Source organism: Priestia megaterium, from assembly GCF_023824195.1.
GTDB lineage: Bacteria > Bacillota > Bacilli > Bacillales > Bacillaceae_H > Priestia > Priestia megaterium_D.
On record NZ_CP085448.1, the window covers coordinates 48,904 to 67,930 of the forward strand.

Annotated in this window: 20 protein-coding genes; 12 read left to right on the plus strand and 8 right to left on the minus strand. The window is 34.4% G+C overall.

The window, feature by feature from the left end; all coding sequences use genetic code 11:
- Positions 1–625: 625 nt before the first annotated feature.
- Positions 626–733 carry a YjcZ family sporulation protein gene (locus LIS78_RS30455; RefSeq protein ID WP_075422479.1) on the plus strand — a complete coding sequence of 36 codons (108 nt, stop codon included), beginning with the start codon at positions 626–628 and terminating at the stop codon, positions 731–733.
- Between the two features lie 579 nt (positions 734–1,312).
- Here the strand turns inward: LIS78_RS30455 and LIS78_RS30460 are convergent.
- Positions 1,313–1,483: a hypothetical protein gene (locus LIS78_RS30460; RefSeq protein WP_252285761.1), complete on the minus strand. Its 171-nt coding sequence runs from the start codon at positions 1,481–1,483 to the stop codon at positions 1,313–1,315.
- A 944-nt stretch (positions 1,484–2,427) separates the two neighbouring features.
- Here LIS78_RS30460 and yjcZ (LIS78_RS30465) point away from each other — a divergent pair.
- Together yjcZ (LIS78_RS30465) and LIS78_RS30470 are read left to right on the plus strand one after the other, a co-directional pair.
- On the plus strand, positions 2,428–2,589 hold the full coding sequence (gene yjcZ / locus LIS78_RS30465; protein ID WP_075422466.1) for a sporulation protein YjcZ: 162 nt from the start codon (positions 2,428–2,430) through the stop codon (positions 2,587–2,589).
- Positions 2,590–2,973: 384 nt separating this feature from the next.
- Positions 2,974–3,219: a hypothetical protein gene (locus LIS78_RS30470; protein WP_252285687.1), complete on the plus strand. Its 246-nt coding sequence runs from the start codon at positions 2,974–2,976 to the stop codon at positions 3,217–3,219.
- 131 nt (positions 3,220–3,350) lie between these two features.
- Here the strand turns inward: LIS78_RS30470 and LIS78_RS30475 are convergent, their stop codons facing one another.
- The 3 genes from LIS78_RS30475 to LIS78_RS30485 form a co-directional block, all read right to left on the minus strand.
- Positions 3,351–3,683 carry a hypothetical protein gene (locus LIS78_RS30475; protein ID WP_252285688.1) on the minus strand — a complete coding sequence of 111 codons (333 nt, stop codon included), beginning with the start codon at positions 3,681–3,683 and terminating at the stop codon, positions 3,351–3,353.
- A 76-nt stretch (positions 3,684–3,759) separates the two neighbouring features.
- Complete coding sequence (locus LIS78_RS30480) at positions 3,760–3,942, minus strand: hypothetical protein (RefSeq protein WP_252285689.1); 183 nt, start codon at positions 3,940–3,942, stop codon at positions 3,760–3,762.
- Between the two features lie 150 nt (positions 3,943–4,092).
- On the minus strand, positions 4,093–4,263 hold the full coding sequence (locus LIS78_RS30485) for a hypothetical protein (RefSeq protein WP_252285690.1): 171 nt from the start codon (positions 4,261–4,263) through the stop codon (positions 4,093–4,095).
- Positions 4,264–5,736: 1,473 nt separating this feature from the next.
- Between LIS78_RS30485 and LIS78_RS30490 the strand changes: the two genes are divergently transcribed.
- From LIS78_RS30490 to LIS78_RS30515, 5 genes are all read left to right on the plus strand, one after another.
- Positions 5,737–5,994: a hypothetical protein gene (locus tag LIS78_RS30490; protein WP_252285691.1), complete on the plus strand. Its 258-nt coding sequence runs from the start codon at positions 5,737–5,739 to the stop codon at positions 5,992–5,994.
- Positions 5,995–6,011: 17 nt separating this feature from the next.
- A complete protein-coding gene (locus LIS78_RS30495) occupies positions 6,012–6,416 on the plus strand; it encodes a hypothetical protein (RefSeq protein WP_252285692.1) in 405 nt (134 codons plus the stop codon).
- A 513-nt stretch (positions 6,417–6,929) separates the two neighbouring features.
- Positions 6,930–7,511, plus strand: a complete 582-nt coding sequence (locus LIS78_RS30500; protein ID WP_252285693.1) for a tudor domain-containing protein — start codon at positions 6,930–6,932, stop codon at positions 7,509–7,511.
- A 536-nt stretch (positions 7,512–8,047) separates the two neighbouring features.
- Entirely contained in the window at positions 8,048–8,386 is a 339-nt protein-coding gene (locus tag LIS78_RS30505) for an SPW repeat protein (protein WP_252285694.1), read from the plus strand.
- Between the two features lie 630 nt (positions 8,387–9,016).
- Positions 9,017–9,931, plus strand: a complete 915-nt coding sequence (locus tag LIS78_RS30515) for a pentapeptide repeat-containing protein (protein ID WP_252285695.1) — start codon at positions 9,017–9,019, stop codon at positions 9,929–9,931.
- Between the two features lie 394 nt (positions 9,932–10,325).
- Here LIS78_RS30515 and LIS78_RS30520 read toward each other — a convergent pair whose 3' ends face one another.
- The gene (locus tag LIS78_RS30520) at positions 10,326–10,706 is read right to left on the minus strand and encodes a hypothetical protein (protein WP_252285696.1); all 381 of its coding nucleotides are present in this window, start codon (positions 10,704–10,706) and stop codon (positions 10,326–10,328) included.
- A 1,288-nt stretch (positions 10,707–11,994) separates the two neighbouring features.
- Here LIS78_RS30520 and LIS78_RS30525 point away from each other — a divergent pair.
- Positions 11,995–12,600 carry an SET domain-containing protein gene (locus LIS78_RS30525; RefSeq protein ID WP_252285697.1) on the plus strand — a complete coding sequence of 202 codons (606 nt, stop codon included), beginning with the start codon at positions 11,995–11,997 and terminating at the stop codon, positions 12,598–12,600.
- A 567-nt stretch (positions 12,601–13,167) separates the two neighbouring features.
- Here the strand turns inward: LIS78_RS30525 and yjcZ (LIS78_RS30530) are convergent.
- A complete protein-coding gene (gene yjcZ, locus LIS78_RS30530; protein WP_252285698.1) occupies positions 13,168–13,275 on the minus strand; it encodes a sporulation protein YjcZ in 108 nt (35 codons plus the stop codon).
- A 613-nt stretch (positions 13,276–13,888) separates the two neighbouring features.
- On the opposite strand from yjcZ (LIS78_RS30530), the gene LIS78_RS30535 reads away from it, so the two are divergent.
- Positions 13,889–14,041 (plus strand): ribbon-helix-helix domain-containing protein, encoded by a 153-nt coding sequence (locus tag LIS78_RS30535; RefSeq protein ID WP_252285699.1) that lies wholly within the window; start codon positions 13,889–13,891, stop codon positions 14,039–14,041.
- Positions 14,042–14,820: 779 nt separating this feature from the next.
- Here LIS78_RS30535 and LIS78_RS30540 read toward each other — a convergent pair.
- Positions 14,821–15,234 (minus strand): hypothetical protein, encoded by a 414-nt coding sequence (locus LIS78_RS30540; RefSeq protein ID WP_252285700.1) that lies wholly within the window; start codon positions 15,232–15,234, stop codon positions 14,821–14,823.
- An 857-nt stretch (positions 15,235–16,091) separates the two neighbouring features.
- Entirely contained in the window at positions 16,092–16,766 is a 675-nt protein-coding gene (locus LIS78_RS30545) for a CAP domain-containing protein (RefSeq protein WP_252285701.1), read from the minus strand.
- Between the two features lie 1,300 nt (positions 16,767–18,066).
- Between LIS78_RS30545 and LIS78_RS30550 the strand changes: the two genes are divergently transcribed.
- Positions 18,067–18,528, plus strand: coding sequence for a collagen-like protein (locus LIS78_RS30550; RefSeq protein ID WP_252285702.1), 462 nt, complete (start codon positions 18,067–18,069; stop codon positions 18,526–18,528).
- A gap of 123 nt (positions 18,529–18,651) precedes the next feature.
- A complete protein-coding gene (locus tag LIS78_RS30555) occupies positions 18,652–19,023 on the plus strand; it encodes a hypothetical protein (protein ID WP_252285703.1) in 372 nt (123 codons plus the stop codon).
- The last annotated feature ends 4 nt before the right edge of the window (positions 19,024–19,027 follow it).

Below are 19,027 nucleotides of genomic sequence, written 5' to 3' on the forward strand. Positions count from 1 at the left end.
TATTCTGAAAATTAATTTTAAGTAACTGTTGAAAGACTACATAGTGGAATATGTTTCTTTCGTTTTAGACAGTTGCTCTTTTTATTGTCTTACTTCCTAGAATTTCTATTAGGTTAACTAAAGGTTATATATGGCTTGCTAAAAAAAGAAAACACTACCTCATGAGAGTAAGGTAGTGTTTTCTACTTTTGAATACATAAAAGGTAGTGGCTGATGAGCATATCTACTCTGGAGTAGTTTGCTCAAATGATAAAAAAATATTCAATTTAGGCAAGTTACCTAATAGAGAATGAAAACATATAGTGTAGTTAAGATGATTTCAGCCCTGAATCCGTATCTTTCTAGCCTCCCTTATCTATAAAGTCAAAATGCCCTTAGAATAAATTATTCCAGGGGTCTTTTCCGATAAAATACATTATCATAATTAAATACATAAAGAATGTGTCTTATTAACCCTTAAAAGTATTAAAAATAGGAAAGTAGGATAAGCCTTATTTCAAACAAACATGTGTAAGTACAATCCATTTAGCGCCTTTAAACATAACATAACATAATATAATCCGTGAAAAAACTATTTCATTCCTTATTTGTTCAAAACTTAACTATAACAAAAGGGGGGATTTATATGTCTAATAGTGCTGGATTTGGATCTGGTTTTGCTTTACTAGTTGTATTGTTTATTCTTTTAATTATCGTTGGATGTAGTTGGTATGGCGGCTATGGTGGCTGGTAATAAAAGATAATAAAAATTACCTCTTTCTAGTCGGACTAGTCATAAGAGGTAGTTTTTCATGCTTTGAATACATAAAATCCATTATGTTGACTAAAATTGCATATCATATGCAGCCATAAAATCAGAAAAAACTACGCCGACGGAGAGAAGGAGTAGTTTTTTCTGATTTATTGCTATTGCTAAAGGATTTTCGTAGATGCCTCACGGCGTCTTGTGTAGTTTGCTCAAATTGTTAAATGTTATTCGCATAGATAATTCATCTAAAAACATATCAATGAATAGAATGTAATTTGTATTCTTAGAATTATCCGTTTTTCTGAGAAAACACCTTCTTCAGAGTGTCTATCTAAATACAAAAAACATTGGCTAAGCCTTAGCCAATGTTTTTTGTATTTGTTGGGTCCTTATTGTGGTAGGTTGTTTTTTCTGTTTTTTTTGAACGGACAATAAATCCAGTAACTGGTATTTCTGTTTATATTTTTAATCACCTTTCTTGTACTTACTCCAAAACTTAAACAGTTGAATAAAGTAGAAGGTAGAAAATATGTCTAGGAGGTTATATTTTGGAGCATCAAGACTTTAATTCTGAAGAACAACTTTTTCTTGGAGATGAAAGACAACCATATAGCCACTACCCATATCCAAGACCAAGACCCAGACCAAGACCATATTATCCATACTATTACCCGCCATATTACTATCCACGTCCACGGCCATATTACCCATATTATCCACCATATTATTATCCATATCCACATTACCCTTGGTACGGATATGGGGGAGGCTATTGAAAAGAATCTCATTCATAGTAATTAAAAGGAGTCGCATATGCGACTCCTAAAATCAGTAAAAATACAGTATGAATGTTTTTCTTGTTTATGCTTCAAGTTGGATATAGGTGATCTTATAAATGAAAAATACATAGTATTAATCTGTATAAAAAATAAAAATATAACTTTTTATTTTTATGTCCTTATATTTCAAATAAATACCAAAAACCCTTAGAATCAATGATTCCAAGGGTTTTTGGTTCTCATAATTCTGATTATGTTAACTAAACCTGTATACGATATACAGCTTAAAAACAGAAAAATTTAGTTGTATGTGTCAGTGTTTGGCGACATCTTGTGTAGTTTGCTCAAAAAATAAAATTTTATTCCCAATAGGCAAGTTACCTAAAAGAAAATAAAGGAATATGATGTAGTTCGAATAATTTTCGTCTCACACTTAGAATCCTTTTAACTTCATTTTTCACCTTCATAATTTACAAAGTCAAAAAAAGAAAAAACAATCTGTATTGGAAGACAGATTGTTTTTTCTTTTAAAAGAGAGATGGCTTTATCGAAGTGGCATTCCTAGAGCCTTCTCTAATAATATTCAAAACCTTTTCAGATAATGAATTCCAATAAAATCCATCATGTTAACTAAACATATATATGATATACATCTAAAAAAACAGAGAAACTCCCAGGCGGCAGGGAGTTTCTCTGTTTTTTAACAACTGCAAATCCGTTAGGAAGGGTAACTGATCTACTGGGATTCAATGGGATGGTTCCTTCATTCTATGTAAAGTAATCTAAAGGGTTTATATATATCTACAAAAATCCTGTTATTTCTATCAGTGCAGAGTATGGGCGAGCATTTTCACTTTTTATACATATCCTAAAAGTATTAAGCATATAGGGGGTGGAAATATGGGCTTTTTTGGAGGTTACGGCGGCTGTGGTTATGGCGGCGGTTACGGCTATGGCGGAGGCGGCTGTGGTGGTGGCTTTGCCTTAATCATTGTACTATTCATTTTATTAATCATTATTGGTGCTTCTTGTTTTGGCGGAGGCTTTGGTGGCGGTTGCTAATAATTAAAGGTCATTTTTATTTTAATTATTATTTAGCTTTATTTCCTATTTTAAAAAGCTAGCTTTATGCTAGCTTTTTTATTTATTTTCCCTGTTTATACATAACAATTGTCGATAAGGTACATTATGTGGGAATGTATGAAGTAGTTTAAAATAGAAAAAACTCCTGAATTCAGGAGTTTTTTCGTTCAATAAAAATTCAACTTACGTATCAAAAGATTTGGAGGCTTTGATATGCATAATCCATAGTATGTGAAAAATCAAGAAGAGTATGGACAGGTATTATGGTTTTTTAAAAAAATTTTGTTTTCTAAGCTTTTTACTTATACCATATTTAATTTTTTTCATAGCATGTACTATTTATCCGTGTTTGGAGGTGATTTTATGCCAGGACATCGTACTGGTGAGCATCGTACCGGTGAACGTCGTACTTCTACTTCTCGTGCTCGCTTAGATAATTTTCGAAGAGGAGATCGAATTCAAGTATTTTCTGCTGGAAGACAACTTGATGGAAACGGCACTTTTATTCGTGTAGAAGATGGTTTTTTAGTTTGGGAAGATAACTCAGGTAATAGAAATACTACTAGTTTAGAAGGTATTAGCATTCGTAGATTGAGTAGCCGTTATTAATTCTTTTGGACGGGCTTTTAACCTTATATTAAAAAAGCTCTCTACAGCCTAAGAGAGCTTTTTTTAATAGTGACATATAAGCAAAACAACTTAAAGTTGTTTCTAATTGCCTTAAGGCAATTTTTTTATGTTTAACGGCTAAAATCTGGTCCTTGATCCTTTGCTCTATTTATATTTGTACTTCTCATTTTTCTTAATTGCTGTCTTTGTTGTGTAAATGTCTCACTATGAGTAGCTTGTTGAAGAGCATCAAATATGCCTGATATGGTTTCTATCGTGTGTTCTTTGACCTTTATTTCTTTTTCTATACGTGGAACTATCTTTTCTTCAAGTCCTCTGATTTCGCCTTGTCGTTTGCTTAAATCCTCTGCTCCTTTATATCGCTTTTCTTTAAGGTTATCTCTATAATGATTGGCTTCATGTTGCAATTCTTCATAATGCTGACGTGCTTTTTTAGAAACCAAACGCTTGGCTGCTTCGCCAGGGCTATTGATTAAGCTGTTGGTAATTTATCAAGCTCTTGTTCTTGTTTTTTCAAGTTTAGTAACTTGGTCTTTCATCTTCTTGATTTTTGATGGCTTTTTCAATCACAGATAACGTTATTGGGGTCTTCTTTGCCATATCTACATGTTTCTCCAGTTTCAACGCATTTTCATAGCTTAGATATCTTCCGGCTGTTTTCAAGTCAGGATAACGAGAGCTTACTTCACGAATTTTAGCCATCTTAATGGCTTCTTCTGCTTGGAATAATACTTTAGTCTCAACTTGAATTTATTTTTTTCTCATACGTAATCTGATGAAGTCGATTCCCTTTCTTTTGGGAGAATTCTTGGTAAGCTGATAGAACTCTTCTTCAGTTGAAAAACGAAGAGATTATTTATGGTTTTGAATGCTGCTTTCATAGCTTTTTTTGTTACTTTCTAAATCAGACATTTTATCAAGATGAAGTCGTTTCATCATGTTATTTTCTTTTAGTTTAAACGGATTAAGAGATTTCTCGAGTTCGTCTACTTTTTCTTCATTCTGCTGAATTTCACATTCCAAATCTCTTACACGGTCATAGCAATTGCTGACATTTAGGAATTGCTGTTATGCGTAGAAGTGTCATTCAATTTGATCGTGACGATCACGGTTAATATTGCCTTTCTCCCCGATACCGTTTACAAAATATCCTAAATGAATCATTGGAAGTGTTTCGAATACACGCTTTTTATGAAAAAGGTATGTGATACGTTCATTGATTTGAGCTTGTTCTAAAGCTTTATTCGCATAGTTGGACCATTGTTCAAGAGTAGATCAGCAACCTTCGCTATTTATGACTTACCCTCGATTGTTTTCTTTGACATTTGTAAAATCCGCCTTACAATCACGATTCTCTTTACCAAATCCATCTTGGCCTACGTCCAATGTATAGGTTACAAAATGTCAGTAAACTGGATTGAGGATTAAGTAGAATTTGTTCAGTTAACGTCTCCTTTAACCTTCTTGATGCTTCGACTTGGAGGTATGTATTAAACGGAATAACACTAACTAATAGTTGTTAATTTTTTGCAACCTAATACAATTCGTTTTTTAAATTTATGTACTATTTTTTATGACTGTCCTTAAAAGAATAGTGCTCTCTGTAAAAAGAGAGAAGAGCATAAGGGATTTCTGCTATCACATAGGGTGATAGGCTAGGCAAAGCCTAGCGAAAGCGTGATATCAAAGAAAAGCTCTCCATGTCCCTTTTACGTCCCTTTTTCAGCCTTTAACACCGTTTTTCATATCTCATTTTCCCTTTCTAATCCCATAATTTTACCCTTAGTCCCTTTTGCGTTCCCTTTCTTTTTTTCACTTCATGACTAAATTCTGTTCTTTTTCGTTCAACTTTTTCAGCTTTTCTTGCAAATTTTTTTGTTTATCTTCATAGAGTCGAACGCTTATATCACTGGATTGAATCACATCTTTTTTTATCGCGATTTTTGATTCTGTATCGGCTTTCCCATAGTTTTCTATTTTCTTTTTTCACAAAATCTTTTTCTAACTCATGTGAACATAAAAAAATAAATATCAATGTCCTGTGAACCTGCATTTTTTTAGAGGAGTCATCGTTTATAGAATAAAAATCTATTCATAAATGATAAAAAAGCACGCGTAAATCACTTGTATTGTAAGCAAAAACAAATGGACGTTTTGACCATGAACGTGCGAACAAAAATAAAAAAAGATCGCTTGCTTCTGTCTTATCTTTTCAAAAAACACTTCAAAATGAAGTGACCCTTGAGGGGACATTTATCAACTCTGAAGGGTCGGTGAAGGGGTTCCTGGCACAAATGTTGCAATCACTGAAGGTGCCGTGAAGGGACCGCCCCTTAATTTGAAGATGCGCTGAGGGGGTTCTTGCAAACATTTCTTTGTACCCAAGGTTTTGTTAGGCTCCGCCTAACCCCACACAGCCTGTGGGGGCAAAAACCCCTTATGCTCTTCTTTATTCGTACTGGAAATTTTGCGATTCGATAGAAAAGGAATGATTGAATGGATATCTTTTTACGAAATATTGATCCGGTTGCTATGCAAAAAATTGACGAGTTAGCTAAAGAACAAAAGATGTCTCGTCAAAGATTTTTGCAAGAACAATTCGAATTGTTAGCTTTTTTCGATGAGCAAATAGCACGAGAAAAAAGGCTAGAAAGTATCATCGAACAAGACCTTCAGTTGATGAATCAATGTGCGACAAAAATGGAAAAGATGAACGATATTTTATGTGAAATGATAGGAGATGTGGAGGATTAATGGAAACAAAATGACGCATGATTACACTTGATGAAGAAACAGATCAATACATTCAAGACTATATGATTGAACATAAACTTCGTTTTCCTGGAGAAGCGATTATGGATATTTGTCAAAAGTATCGAGAAGAAAAAAAGAAAGAATGGTCATTAGATTATATTACGGAAGCAGTTAGCGAGAATCTACATGACGTCTTAGGAGATGAACTAAAAAAAATTCGTTTAGGTACAAATAGCACGGACAAAAATACACAAATTCTTATCGAATTTATGAACGGTTTGTATTTTTATCATAACTATGATGGATTTATGACAACAAACCTGCAAGAAGTAGATGCAACTAGAATTGCAAAAGAAGTCGTAGAAGAACGTATTGCGAATCAACGTCAGCGACGACTAGATAGAGAATATCCTAGAGACTAAATAGTCTTTAAGGCTATATTGATAGGCTTAAGCCTACCATCCCTTTTAGTAAATGAGTTGAATATAGGTTGATTATGTAGTTATTGTGGAACAGAAGGAACAGAGGAAAGTTGCTCTTTTTGTAGAGCTAGTTTAGGTACAGAAAGACTAAAACTAAAGGAATTTGTGGTCTTGGAGGATGCTGAAAAGGCTTTTAAGGGATTAGTTAGCTTTTATACGTATGATTTGTTGGTTTTGCTGTGTTTACTGTGTTTAATTCGTCAGAAACGTTCTAAGTCCTATAACTTGATACTAACGCTTAAAAAGGTCGGTGAGATCCCTCAAATTGATCAAACAATGTAAAAGTATGCAGAAGAGCAATATGGCTTTTATACGAAGCGTATGAAGTTGATAGGAATAAAGCCCTTAGAAACAATTCTAAGGGCTTTATTGATAAAAATTTTAACCAATTAGGACGAGCATCCAAACACTCCATTAACAATTGAATAACATATATAGAAATATAAAGAAGGGGTGATTAAGATAAAAAAATATAATTGTCGTTATAACGATAAAGATGGTAAATATTATGTAGACAATTCTTATCCTCAGAAAAAGAAAAAAGGGTCACATGACTGGTGCTGTGACCATGACCATAATGAAGATAAAAATAAAGATAAAGGAAAATTAGTTGAATTTGCTTATCAAAATGCATCACCTATTTCTAATCCTCTTCCTGGACCAGGTGGTCTACCACTTCCTCGAACTGTCGCAGCCGTTAGACTAAATGAAGTAAAGACAGGTAACGTTGTATCATTAAATGGACTCTTCCATATAAACAATGATAGTCCTGCAGTACAGGATTTAGTAGCCAGTATTTATAGAGGTGTTGAAGCGCCAGGTAACCTTATCTATCGGAAAGTAATTGAGGTTGATAACGCTGAAAACGTGGATGATGATTTTACTGAAGTTGTAGTTCAATACGTTGATGATGGTGTTAAAACTACTCAAGAAAATGTAACCTATACTTTAGTTGCGGAACAACGTACCGGTACAGGCCTCTTCCTCGTTGGTCCAATTACCTTTACTGCAACAGAAATTAAAGGTCCATTCTAGGAAAATTAAGGATTTAAAAAAGAGAGGTCATTTTCCTTAGTTGAATATGACTTCTCTTTTTTATATAAACTCACCGTATTAGCATGTATACGTTATGCGGGTTTAGTTACCATAATGTAACTTATCAGAAAAAGGCCTTTGGATTTGCTAATTCCAAAGGCTTTTTCTATATAATATGATTTTTCAATCAAAGGTCAAGCATTCAAACACTCTGTTAACAATTGAATACAATATATAGAGGTAACCCAAAGGTAGGTTTTTATGTTTTTTAGTTGTATACGATATTCTCTTTTAGTTATCATAATGAACTTTATAGGTAGTCATAAAACAAAGCAAGAACTATATAGTTTAATCAACAGATATAAATCTTCTCATTTTCAAAGAAAAAATTCCCTTCCTACTTGGATTGTTTTTTCTCTTTTTTTATAAACAATCATATAATCTCATTTTAATTGATTTAATTAACCTTAATAATCTCTAAGCATATAATTCAATGAAGAAATCTTTAAGTACTTCATTAACGTTAAGGAGGTATAATGGTGGAAACAAGGAGTATTTTAATTGCATTAATTGGTGCCTGGTTTATTCTCGCACCTTGGGTTGTTGGTTTTTCAGATCAATCAGGAGCTTTGTGGTCAAGTATAATCCTTGGAATCATTCAGATTATAGTATCATTGTGGGTCTGTAACAAACCTGGTTGGACTTCATGGCAGAACTGGGTTTCATTGATTACTGGCGCCTGGTTTGTAATTTTTCCGTTTATTTATTCATTAACAAACGAAGAAGTTTGGTCGAGTATAATACTCGGTATAATTACTATTATATTGAGCTTATTAAACTTAGGCTCTAATTCGAATTCTAAAAGTTTAGATTAAAAGTAATAATGTTCAATATTTTAGGCAAACTATTCAAGATGCCGTGAAGCATCTACGAAAATCCTTGCAATAGAGCAGAAAAAGACTATCTCTTTTTACTGAGAAAAGATAGTCTTTTTTTGTTTTTAAGTTGTATACGATATACAATCTCCCCCCTATAAATTGAGTAATGTCAAGGGTTTATAGGGGATAAATAAATATAAAAAAATTTTCGTATTCATTTCAAACCTTATATTTTCTTTTTATAAGAAACTGGTTCTAAGAGATTTCTCTAAAACCTTTCCTCTATCATCTTGCACACGAGCAACATGCTTAAATTTAGCAATATCCACTCCTACAATCGGTTTGTGGAGAGTAACTTGATTTCACTTTTCGTTTTGAGTACAATTCATAAGAGTCCTCCCTGAATGATGAACTGAAGTCATGGCCATGACCTTCTGCATCATATCAAGGGGACTTTTTTATTTCAAGACACCAAGTAATTTTAAACCAGAATGCTAGTTGTAGAAGTAAATAATATAACCTGAAAGAATTCTCCTTCTTATAATTTGTTTATATGAATTTTTTAGTAACACAGACCAAGCAATCCGGTCATATGCTGATGAGTGAAAAATGAAAGGTTGTGAATAAATGAACTATTATGTTTATGTTCCATATTGTCCACTGATATATCAATATCAATCACTTGATCATAAATACAGAAATTCAGATCCTGTAGCCATGTATTATACTCATCCTAATTATTTCGATTATCGTTTCTATTCTGTTCCAACTTATCATGAAACAGAATGTCAAATTGACAAAAGGATAGTTGGAAAAGAAAAAATTAACCTAGATCCTGATATTTCATCAACTCATGGTTCAGATCTTGATCCTTCATCAACTCATGGTTCAGATCTCGATCCTTCATTAACTCGTGGTTCAGATCTCGATCCTTCATCAACTCATGGTTCAGATCTTGATCCTTCATCAACTCATGGTTCAGATCTCGATCCTTCATTAACTCGTGGTTCAGATCTCGATCCTTCATCAACTCGTGGCTCAGATCTTGATCCTTCATCAACTCATGGTTCAGATCTTGATCCTTCATCAACTCATGGTTCAGATCTTGATCCTTCATCAACTCATGGTTCAGATCTCGATCCTTCATCAACTCGTGGCTCAGATCTTAATCCTTCATCAACTCATGGTTCAGATCTTGATCCTTCATCAACTCATGGTTCAGATCTTGATCCTTCATCAACTCATGGTTCAGATCTCGATCCTTCATCAACTCGTGGTTCAGATCTCGATCCTTCATCAACTCGTGGTTCAGATCTCGATCCTTCATCAACTCGTGGTTCAGATCTCGATCCTTCATCAACTCGTGGTTCAGATCTCGATCCTTCATCAACTCGTGGTTCAGATCTCGATCCTTCATCAACTCGTGGTTCAGATCTCGATCCTTCATCAACTTATGGTCCATATGGTGATATATCTCTAATATATCAACAGGCGATTCATTCAAAAACAATACAACCAATGGATCTAAATAAAAAATCATAAACGAAAAAGTAATTGCTAAAAAGAAGGATAAGTTATATAAAAAGATAGCATCCCTTTTTTATGTAATTACTTACTATGCAATTAGCTTAGACAAACTTTTAATATTGTCAGAAAATAAAAAAACTAATCTATATATTGAGCAAACTACACAAGCTCCTGTAAGGCATCTACTCAAAACCCCTGCTGCAATAAGATCAGGAAAAACCTACCTCTTTAGATTGTATATGCTATACAAAACCAATTAACATAATCACAGTTATAGCTAGTTAACACATCTAGAACTCTACAAAAATATCCTCCAGTTAAGTACTCTGGAGGATATTCGTATTTAAATAAGCATTTTTACAAGAATTCACACAAAATGAAACCCCTTTAGCTCCCAAGAGGCTTACTCTTATCTATTAATAACTGTACATCGTCTTGCACCTCTACGGATTAAACGCTCAGCTTCTCTCAATGAAATTGGGACAAGTAAAGCTTTATCAACATCGTTTTCTACATCAAAAACCGCAAATGCTTCCCCACCCGCGATTAAAACACAAATGAATTCTACTTCTAAATCACTACAAGACCTAGGAAGGGAATTAGCAATAGGACAACGTTGAATACCTCCTGCTAACAATGTTCTAGCCTCTTGCTCAGATATTCGAATAAAAACAAATTCCTCTATTGCTACATTTTCAAATTCTACTTCAATTTCTACTAGAAGAAAGAATCTGTTTCCAATTCTTACTATACAATTTGCCCCAATCGAAATAATATCTTCTATATTCATTCCTTTCACCTCCTTTAATACTATAGAATGCAAAAAGGAGGAAAAGCGTGTGGACAAACATAATTGGTAATGTATGAAATTTATTTAGTTTAAATACCTAAGGTCATGCTCGTTTTTTGGATATAAGTCCATATCGATTCTTTCTTTAAACATATGGTGTGTTTAAGTAAAACTAAATTAAAATAAAACTTTTATTAATTAATAAAAGGAGGGATTATCTTGTATTATCATTACCAACCTGGAATAAATCTTAACGACCTATAACAACTTTATCATTTTGATACTCTTAACAGTCAACAAAAGCCCCAGTCCTACCACCAACCTTATCATCACCCCCGCCCTCCCCGCTGACGTTGGGTCTGGGAATGTGAATGGGGTCGCCATTGTTACCTAAGAAATGATTTTTACACCGATGATTACGGCTACTAATTTAGCATTTTCCATTAATTAGAAACAAAATAAATAAAGCGCATAAAACTAATATCTTGAGCAAACTACTCGCGATACGTAAAGTGTTAATCTTGAAACCTTTGTTATAAAAGCAGAAAAAAACTACTGACTAGTCCCATTAGTTTTTCTCTTTTTATCATTGAGAATAAAGTACATACAGTAAGCAATAAATCCGTTTATTTTTCTAACCCGTCTATACAAAACTGACAAGCTGCACGTATGATAATACACGCCATATTTTTTCACAGATGAAAGGTTGAAAGTTTATGCCGGCTACTATTAATTCACTTACGATTAGTACAATTTCAAAAGGAACTATTATTTTTGAAGACATAGGCCAAGTTTGGCCCCTCCAAATTCACAAACAACTTCCGGCGTAAGTGCAGGCACAGGAACTCACCCCCCTTCTCCCCCACCGTAACCATTGCCAGCGCCACCATCGACGAAAGAGCATATGTTTATACCTTTAAAATATGTACATGGAATAAAAGGGTTCATTTTGAAATTAGACAACCTCATATATTAATGGACTGTATCAGAAAAAACCTACCTCTTTTGACTGGGAAGAGATAGGTTTTTCTGTTTTTTAGGATGACTATGATATACAACCTTAGTTAACATAAAACACGTTCTAGGAAACAAATAACCTTAAATAGGCTTTAATTATTTAAGTTATTTTCATTGTTTTCATAAAAAAATACTTGTCCAAAATTCAGAAGAGGAAGCCTGCTAATATTACTAATTTCTAATTCTTTGAATATTTCTAGCATCGTCAACAAGCATGTCCCAACTGCATAGTATAAAGACAAAAGTAATTATAAAAAGGGGAATATTACAGATGATGTTTCCACATACGAAACTGCGATATATTAATGAACAGATGGGTTTTGGAGTTTTTGCAACTAAATTTATTCCTAAGGGGACAATAACATGGGCTTTGGATGACCTGGACCATATATTAGAACCAGAATTTGTTGCTAAATTGGATAAACCAAGACGTAAATTTCTCAATAAATATTCTTTTCGTAATCAAAACGGTCAATATATTCTTTGCTGGGATCTTGGCATGTACCTAAACCATAGTTTTCATGCAAATTGCATAGGAACAGCATATAATTTCGAAATTGCTATTCGGGACATTCTTCCAGGTGAGCAATTAACAAATGATTATGGAACATTAAACATTGGTACATCTTTTAAACCTATTTCAGAGGAAGGAACTGAACGGAAGAGGGTCAACCCTGATGATCTTTTATATTTTTACAAAGAATGGGATCAACAGGTAACTGAGGCTTTAAAACATTTTAATGATGTCGAACAACCGTTGATTCACCTCATTCGACCTGAATTTAAGGAAAAAGTAATGATCGCTGCTAAAGAGCATGTTCTTCCCGATTCCATTAAAAACAACTATTATAATCGTTCTTCTAAAAAGCAAAAATAGAAGACAAAGTGGAGTGAAATAATCTCACTCCTTTTTGGTTTCTGAAAGAGGTAGTCACTGATGTATAAACATCAGGAGTGTCTTTTTGAATACATATCCCGGTACTTTGCTGAATGACTACACAGCAGGTAGTTTTTCTGTTTTTAATTAAATCTACATAAAAAAGATATCCCTTTAAAACAAAAGGAATATCTCTCAATGAAATAGAAGGTATGAAACAGTATAGGCAATGGATATTTAACTTGTCTTGGACAAATGTCATTTTTTTGTTTTAAGATGTATATTATATACATTTTCAGTTTACATAATGAGTTTTCTAGGAAATAGATATAAAAATAATAAAAGTTTTATATAGAATCAGCACTTGTCCTCACCCTTATGATTGATGTGCATATTATAAGTTGAACGTCCCATTTTCATTAGCTACTTTGTCTTCTATAAGATCTAAGAAAAAACTGCTGTTTGAACCGCGGTAGTTTTTTCTGCTTTTACGCTGTATATCGTATACATATGTAGTTAACATAATCAATATTCTCGAAAATGAGAAGAGTCCTTATTTAGTTATTACTATGAGCAGCTACCAAAGCCTCCTCCAAAACAAATACATCCAGTAATGATCAAAAGAATAAATAATACAATTAATAAAGCAGATCCAAATTCGCGACGATTAGACATATAAAGACTCCCTTCTCTAATAGATTTTTATCACTTTCAAAGAAAGAGTTTTCACTTGATAAGAAAAAACAGTCCATCTCCTGATATGGACTGTTTTTTGATCTATATTGTATTCATATCTAGTGGGCATAACAGTCATTATCAGCAATAAAGCAATTAGAATTAAAACTCTAATTGCTTTTAGCTTTGTATATTTAAAGGATGGTATGCAGTACATGTTTCTATTTCTTATCCTTTTCTTAATTAATTACATCATATTCTTTCTTATGTTTTTAGGTAACTTGCCTATGATAAATAATTTTTTATATTATGAGCAAACTACTCAAGATGCTGTGAGGCATCAGCCTGATGTGATAAATGTATATAGCAGAAAAAACTACTGATATTTGATGAGTCAGTAGTTTTTTCTGTTTCAACCTGTATATGATATACAGCTTTAGTTAACATAATGAACTTTATAGGACCTATCAATATAGTAACAAGATATCTTTTTACATATTAAACCATAACTGTAATGTTTTGATGATAGTTATTTTTTATTTATCTGATTATTATGAATTCAAATGATCGTTTTATATAAAATATTTTTATCATGAAGGTGGAGGACCTATATATGCATGAGAAACAGAAAAAGCATGCTCAATTTGTACGGCTGCCTGTTGAAATTGTAAAGAAGATTGATGAGTATAAGGAAACTAAAGCGATACCTTCTAGAAATGAGGCTATTTTAGAGTTAATTAAAAAGGGATTAAGTAAAGCTCATTAACCTTGAAATCGTAACTTGTCTATTATGAATAATTTCTTATCATTTAAGCAAACTACTCAAGACGCCGTGAGGCATCCACAACCTATTTTTCTTTAGTTATTCCAGAAAAAACTACCTCATGGGATTAAGGTAGTTTTTTCTGTTTTTAGGCTGTATATCGTATTCAATCTTAGTTAACATAATGAAAATTATAGGTAATCATAAAGGAAACCTTTCACTTCTACCTGTATACTCCCACTATATCAATTAAAGTTAACTAATTTTTTTATAATATCAACGCCCGTCCAAGCACCTGTAATTAATTTGAATATCATAAATTATAATCCATCCTATCTACAAGAATAAAAAAAGCTACTGGTACTTGTTGGCCAGTAGCTTTTTCTGTTTTTAGGCTGTATATAATATACAAACTTAGTACACATAAATGAAAGAAAAAAAACTTGTTCAAACCAGTGTTTTTTCTTTCTTCAGCTTTTAAAATGTTAATTTAGTGCGTTTTCGAGACCTAAAATGGCGAAGGAAAGTTAAAAAAAGAGAGTAAGAAGCAATGATAAATTTCAGGCAAAAGCAAGGGTGCTCCTGCCCTCAAATAGAATCCTACCATTATTTCCAACAAGGAGATCTGCGCCGACTGAATGGTAAAGGTTAGTAACGCTAACTGTTTCTGTTGTATTAAAGGAAGTACGGTTATATTCATGAGGCAATTATTACGTCATTCCTTTTTATTATAAATTAGGGATGGTTGTTCTCTTACTCACTGCTATACATGCATTTTTGTTTTAAAAAATATAAGGCAAAGTACCAGGTGACATTGGGGTATTCGGTGACATTGGGGTATTCGGTGGCATTGGGGTATTAGGCGGCATTGGGGTATTCGGTGACATTGGGGTATTCGGTGGCATTGGGGTATTAGGCGGCATTGGGGTATTCGGTGACATTGGGGTATTCGGTGGCATTGGGGTATTAGGCGGCATTGGGGTATTCGGTGGCATTGGGGTATTAGGCGGCATTGGGGTATTAGGCGGCATTGGGGTATTCGGTGGCATTGGGGTATTAGGCGGCATTGGGGTATTCGGTGCCTTTTTCTTTCTGCCTTTTTTCTGACCACAATAACAATTTACATTTACATTAACCAAAGGAATATTTTGATTTCTTTTCTGATAATCTGGTCCAAAATAATAATATTTATCCATTTTTCACATATCCCCTCTCCATTTATGGAATAGCTTGTACGATTTGTATTGAAATAGCTTGTATACAAATCACACCTATTAACAATAGATGCAGCTTGTCCACCTTTGGTCACGGCGCTTACGGAATTTTTATATACCCTATACAAAGTTAGCTACCATAATCACATTTATGAAAAGTTTTGTAATATACTCAAAATTCTATAATATAATGCAAATTTAAACTGATGGCAAAACACCTTATGTATAGGTTTTATTCATTTTCTATTTCTTCAATGTATAAAGTATTCATTTCTATTTTACATAATAAGTACTATTGAAAATAAAAAAGCATTGGAGGAAATAATTCCAATGCCTTCTATTCTATCAGAAGAATAGTCAAATTCTTTTTATTGTTTCTAAATAGTTATTAAATAAATGGGGGCATATTTGACGGTGGATTTGATGAGGAATTTGATGGTAACATATTTAACGGTGGATTTAATGGAGGATTTGATGATAGCATATTTAACAGTGAATCAGTAGGAGGTGGTTGATTAGCAGTATAAGAGGTTCGATTCTTCATTATTTTATTTCTTTTTTTCTCCCTTTTCTCCTTTTTTGGTCTCAATGTTTAACATCTCCTTTTTATAAGTTAGCGTCTTTTTTAACTTATTAATTGTTAATTGACATAATTATTTGATATTGCGCGTAATTCTATCAGTTAATCGAAAACGAATTGACTTTGAACTAGTATCTTTTTATGCTTTTTCAAGATAAAGATCTTTCTTTAATCGTTAAAAATGGTAATAAGAACAAAGTAGTAGCATTTTCCTTCGAATGTGATCTAGACAGTTTTCATTTTTTCACTTTGATTAACATTACTGCGATCTTACCCATGCAGTACCATTCCAGAACCACCATTGTTTATTCTGGGCATCGTAATAGTATGTTGACCAGTTAGTGCCATTGTAGTAGTGATAAAAGGGGGCTTTATATAACCACTGTGTCCAAGCTCCAGTATTATCGAGAAGATACCATAATTCTCCAACTTGCACCCATCCTGTCTGCGGTATGCCATTAACATAAAAGTACCATTTTCCACCTTGTTGAACCCATCCATTTCGGGCTTGAAAATCACTTGTAGCGATCATTGACCAATAATTGGTATTATTTTGTGGTGAATATACTTGTCCAATACCAATTCGAGTGATATTTGGGTCTAATATGTTAGCATAATGAGGTGGACTATTTATCCACGCGTTTACAACCTTTTGGGCTGTATCTAGTGTTGATCCAGGTCCACAAGCAATGTTAAAAACAGCATACACATTTGTAATTCCTTCTCTATTTAATAAAACGCCCTCATCCCCGCCAATTGTAGGACTATAATGTTCGCAAGATTGATTTACAGCCATATCTTGCGCTTTAATCGCAGTTAATCTATTTAAAGTAGCATCTACTTGTAAGGGTCTTAATCCATTTCTTTGTCTTTCTTGGTTAATCAAGGCAATAGCAGCTGATTCAACTACAGTATTACCACCATTTAAAGCCATTTATTCCTTCACTCCTATATTAATAGTTTTATAATGCTTGTACATATTTAATATATACAAGAGTGAGTGAATTGCTTGGACATCTATCAAAATAGCTTGTATACCGTATTCATATCTAGTTAAGTCGGGTAAGTTAGGGGCATCGCTGCCCCTGCCTCCCCTAAGAACCGTGCGAGTCCCTTTCAAGACACATCGGCTCAAGCCTCCCATTGCAGATCCATTTGCTGTCGTATCCTCATCACATACCATATCGGTAAGTAAAACGTACGCCGACGCTCCAAATGGAGGTATACATAACAGTACGTTTCTTTCGTCAGAAGATAGCCACAACCTTATGTTCCTACGAGAGACCAACGAGAAGTCAGCTCCTTTTCGGGCCTATCATGGGTTTGTCCGTAAGGACGATAGTATCCATCCAGTTATACAGTTTCCTGCTTTCCTGTTCTCTTTCGAGATAATGGCATTTGCTTTCTCTCGTATCCTTTACCCTCTGCCACATCGTTTGACTTTGCAGTCATCCTACTGTTTACACAGATGACAAAGGGCTTACCAAGTTCCGCATCTTATAGATACAACGAGGTTAGGTGGGTTCTTTACTCCGGGCAAGATACGGGACGCGTCACAGCAGCATTATGAATCTGCTTTTCCTCTTGCCAATACCCAGGCAAATCTGTGCACTATCCTGAGCTAACATTGACGAAGCTTACAAACCTTCACTAATGTTCACCATGCTCATCTTCCCCTAGCAGTGTTCCGAGTCGTGCACTGACTCTCTGTTTCCGCATTTCCGCATGCAACCCACGAATCCGTTACCAGAAACGCAGTTTTGGACGGGGATAGCTTTTGCGTCTAAACCAGTGGCATAAGCCACACTATATAAAAGCGACATCTTGTCGCACCATAATGTGATTTCTAGGAAGTAGATATAAAAATAATAAAATTTTTATATAGAATCAGCACTTGTCCTCACCCTTATCATTGACGTGCATATTATAAGTTGAGCGTTCCATTCTCATTAACTACTTTGTCTTTTATAAGATTTAAGAAACAATTACTGTTTAAGCCTCAGTAGTTGTTTCTTCTTTTACGCTGTATATCGTATACATCTTTAGTTAACATAATCGTTATTATCGGAAATAAATAATGGGATCTTATTAGATAAGATCCCATTACGACTGAACTTAAAGACTCTTTAACATATTTTGTTTAAGGTTTTTTGCTATATTCATAAGGGTCCGAACATTTTGGGCCTATTTCTCATATTGTATTAGGTATTAATAATATATTGAGGTGAAAAAATATGGATGTAAGTTATATAGATTCTTATTTTTATCCAAGACTTTTGGGCCCACAGTTCCCATCCCCTAGTCTCCCTGGTGGTTTCCCTGGATCGCCTGGTGGTTTCCCCGGATCACCTGGTGGTTTCCCCGGATCACCTGGTGGTTTCCCTGGATCACCTGGTGGTTTCCCCGGATCACCTGGTGGTTTCCCCGGATCACCTGGTGGACAGCAAGCTCCAACTGCCCCACCACCAGCATTCATCCCACAACAGCAAACAGCAACACCATTTGCAGTCGATCCAGGCGCCATTTCGTTGTGTTTATTCCGTAACACATATATATGGCTTAGAAATGGGTCAAGTTTTTGGTATTTCCCTATTTTTGTGGGACCGAGATCAGTTGCTGGTTTCAGATGGAATGGACGATTCTGGACTATTTTTGGTATAGATACAAGACGAATTGTTTCATTTACATGTTTCTAAGTATTCATAATTTATGGCACCAGAAAAGGGGAGGAATCAGCTTTGCAACCTACAGAGAAGGTCAGGGTTAGTATGCCATTTCCATCACGATGGGGTATCCATGCTGAGATTGCAGGTAGACCTATGGTTTGGGGTGTGCTTATCATTAACTCTATTACAGGTAATAGAGTAATGGGTACAGTTAATTTTCGTAGCACTCTCATTCCCATTAATGGATATTGGAATGAGAGTGCCAAACAAATCGGCTTTGATTCACCCTATGCCACATATTCTGGTAACTTAACTATGTTTGATGATTCCACTACTAAAATTCGACATCTTGTTTTAAGTGGGCGGGTTATTATGAACCCACCTTCTTTACTAGCAGGTAGGAATGGAACTTGGGTTGCTACGACAGATACAAGTCTCACAGGACCTGCCGTTAGCAACATCGATTTGCCTCCTGTTGGCGCCTTTTTAACATCAAATATACTTCATAGTGGACTTGAACGTTGAGAAA